The organism is Wolbachia endosymbiont of Tuta absoluta (assembly GCF_059414725.1).
In genome coordinates this window covers 1-2,882 of the sequence record NZ_JBNRJY010000685.1, presented here as the reverse complement: position 1 = coordinate 2,882, position 2,882 = coordinate 1, and the positions used below count along the sequence as shown (strand labels likewise).

Genomic DNA, 2,882 nt, shown 5'->3' with positions numbered 1-2,882 from the left:
TCCCTTCCATTACGTTTTGTCGCTCTTTTATTTCTTTTATTTCGTTATCGAATTTTGACATTAGATATTTAACATAACCAGATGTTAATGCTGTTGATGCAGATACAGCTATTGCTGCCGTAACAGATGTTAATGTAATTTCCATTGTCTCGGTTATAAAAAGCGTCGATGTTACAAAATTCCCTAACATGGCAACTAAGCCACCAACAACTACACTACCTTGAACTACTTTATTTTTTAAAAACCCTTTTATACTCTCTACCGTATCTTCTTGGTGATTTATAATGGCATAATACAAAGGAGTTTTCTGCAAACTATCTTTTTTATAAACATCTGCACCTCTGTCTAGTAGAGCATCTACTATCTCTAAATAGCCATTTTTAGCAGCATAATGCAAAGGAGTACTACCATTTCTATCTTTTACATGAACACTTGCGCCTTCAGCTAACAGAGCATCTACTACCTCTACATGGTTACTTAAAGTAGCATAATGCAAAGGAGCACTACCATTTTCATCTTTTACATTAATATCTGCACCTGTTTTTAGTAGAACATTTACTACATCTATGAATTTATATATAGTAGCATAATGTAAAGGAGTACGACCATTTCCATCTTTTATATTAACACCTGCACCTCTCTTTAGTAGAGCATTTACTACATCTATGAGTTCATATATAGTAGCATAATGCAAAGGAGTACTACCACTTCTGTCTTTTACATTAACATCAGCACCTTTTTTTAGTAGAGCATTTACTACACCTACACATCTACTATAAACGGCATGATGCAAAGCAGTCTCTCTATTTTCATCTTCTACATGAACATCCGCATGCCTATCTAATAAAACATTCACTAAATCCTTACAGCTAGATGCTGCAGCTGCAATTAATAATGTAAATTCGGCATCAGGATCACTTTGGATGAATGTATGATTTATACTAAAATTTTTATTTTCCCACTCTTGATACGCTATTGTATCTTCCCTTCGCAATACCTCTTTTATTTTATTAATTACGTTATCTTTATTTACACTTGCATCTTTATCAATTGCACTTAATATCTTTTTCAGATTTTCAAAATTCATCTTTACCTCCTATAACTTTACGTTGCAGTTACTACACAATTACAAACAAAAGTAAACACATTTTTGTAAATTATTTAGAAAAAGAATCCATTAAAAAAGTCAGTGATTTGCAATAAATAACTGATCCATTTAATTGAAAGAAATATGTGATGTAACTATAGTCATTATAAACAACAATAGAAAAAACACGGAAGTAAAAAATTTATACTGATCTTATCATATTTATTATTAGCATAATTATAAACATGGGAAAGCAAATACAAGTCAACTTATCTAAAAAAATAGTGAGAGGGTCTTATCTGGCGCAAAATGGATGGCCAACCTTAGTGAAAATTATTTTGCATCATTGAATAATAACAGCATTAAACCAGCCAGCTCTATAAGAAAACTAATAGAGGCTTTTTTACTTGTTCCAATTATTACATCCAGTGCTATTACACTAGCATGTACCTATTTTTTTCTGAATGCAGTGAGTATTCAAAAATATGATTGCAGCTTTGAATAAGGGAAAAATTATGGCGCCTATGATTTTTGAAGGCTATTGCGATACAGACGTTTTTAATAGCTAGTTCAAGCTTTTTGCTGGGTGATTTTGGATAATGCAACTTTTCATAGAAAATAAGTGACTTTGTTAAAAGTGTCGGTGCTGAAGTTATATATCTGCCTCCATATTCTCCTGATTTTAATCAAACCATTGGTTTGTTATAAAAAATTTAGCCAGAAAGAATATTCAGCTATTCGAACTATTAGAAAAAGAGCTATAATTATAGACTCCGTATACACTATAACTAGACTTTTTTTTAAGAGGAATGATACACAAGTTAGTACTAAGACACTAAACAGTTTTCAAAAATGAAAATTATACCTTAAAGCTGATTTTCATACAGTTCTTGCAAGCGATAGCACTCTCACTTCTCTGGCACCAGAGTTTAAAATTTCCTGAGAGCAAGACCTTGCGGTTGCGCCAGTTGTTACTACATCATCAACCAATATCACGATTTTGTTTTTGATAATTTCGCTGTTACTTACTTTAAAAGTATTTTTCAAATTTTTTTCACGCTGTTTAAGTGAAAGACCAGCTTGAGGTTTGGTGTGACGAATACGTTTTATTGCAAATGGTGTATAAGATAAATTAGATAACTTACTTAATTCCTTCGCGAGCAATGCTGCTTGATTATATTTACGTTTAAATAAGCGTATTTTATGTAGCGGTATGGGAACTATGACCTCTGCATTTTGAAACATGTCTTTGTTAGCTTTGTACATCCACTTTGCATAGACTTTCACATAATTTAAATTATCAAAAAATTTAAAATTTATAATCATATTTTTGCTATGTTCATCATAAGCAAAAACTGATCTTAATACTTTAAATGGTGAAGGGTTACTGATGCATTTACCACATGTATCAATGTTATCTGGAATTACTACACCACAAACATTACAGTAATGCTTAGTTAAAAAATTGATTTTTTTATTGCATTCACTACATAAATCATAACTTTTATCAATTATACGTTCACAACTTACGCATACGTTTGGAAATATGAGATCTGTAGCTTTTTTTAATAAGAGAAGATTCATGAATTAAATATGTTAGGTATACCTTTTAAAATGCTCCTCATAACCTAATTATTAAGAAATAGTCGATACTTGATCGTGTGTCCAGAGAAGGCAAGTATGTTCAGTGGGAGGTAGACCCACCAGGATAAAAGTCGAAGTCCTGTAGCTAGGGTAGCAATGTGGAGGGAAAGCAAAATGTTGAAGCCTACCGACAACGTTATCATAGGATAAT

At 31.9% G+C, this 2,882-nt stretch carries 2 protein-coding genes and 1 pseudogene; 1 reads left to right on the top strand and 2 read right to left on the bottom strand.

Annotated elements, in window-relative coordinates; genetic code table 11:
- The coding region (locus ACJ5GX_RS07230; RefSeq protein WP_495292855.1) for an ankyrin repeat domain-containing protein at positions 1-1,087 on the bottom strand (1,087 nt) is incomplete at its 3' end.
- Between the two features lie 482 nt (positions 1,088-1,569).
- On the opposite strand from ACJ5GX_RS07230, the pseudogene ACJ5GX_RS07225 reads away from it, so the two are divergent.
- Positions 1,570-1,851, top strand: a pseudogene (locus ACJ5GX_RS07225) (transposase); the annotation flags it as partial.
- Positions 1,852-1,966: 115 nt separating this feature from the next.
- On the opposite strand, the gene ACJ5GX_RS07220 reads toward ACJ5GX_RS07225, so the two are convergent.
- On the bottom strand, positions 1,967-2,671 hold the full coding sequence (locus tag ACJ5GX_RS07220; RefSeq protein ID WP_010405036.1) for a ComF family protein: 705 nt from the start codon (positions 2,669-2,671) through the stop codon (positions 1,967-1,969).
- Positions 2,672-2,882 lie beyond the last annotated feature (211 nt).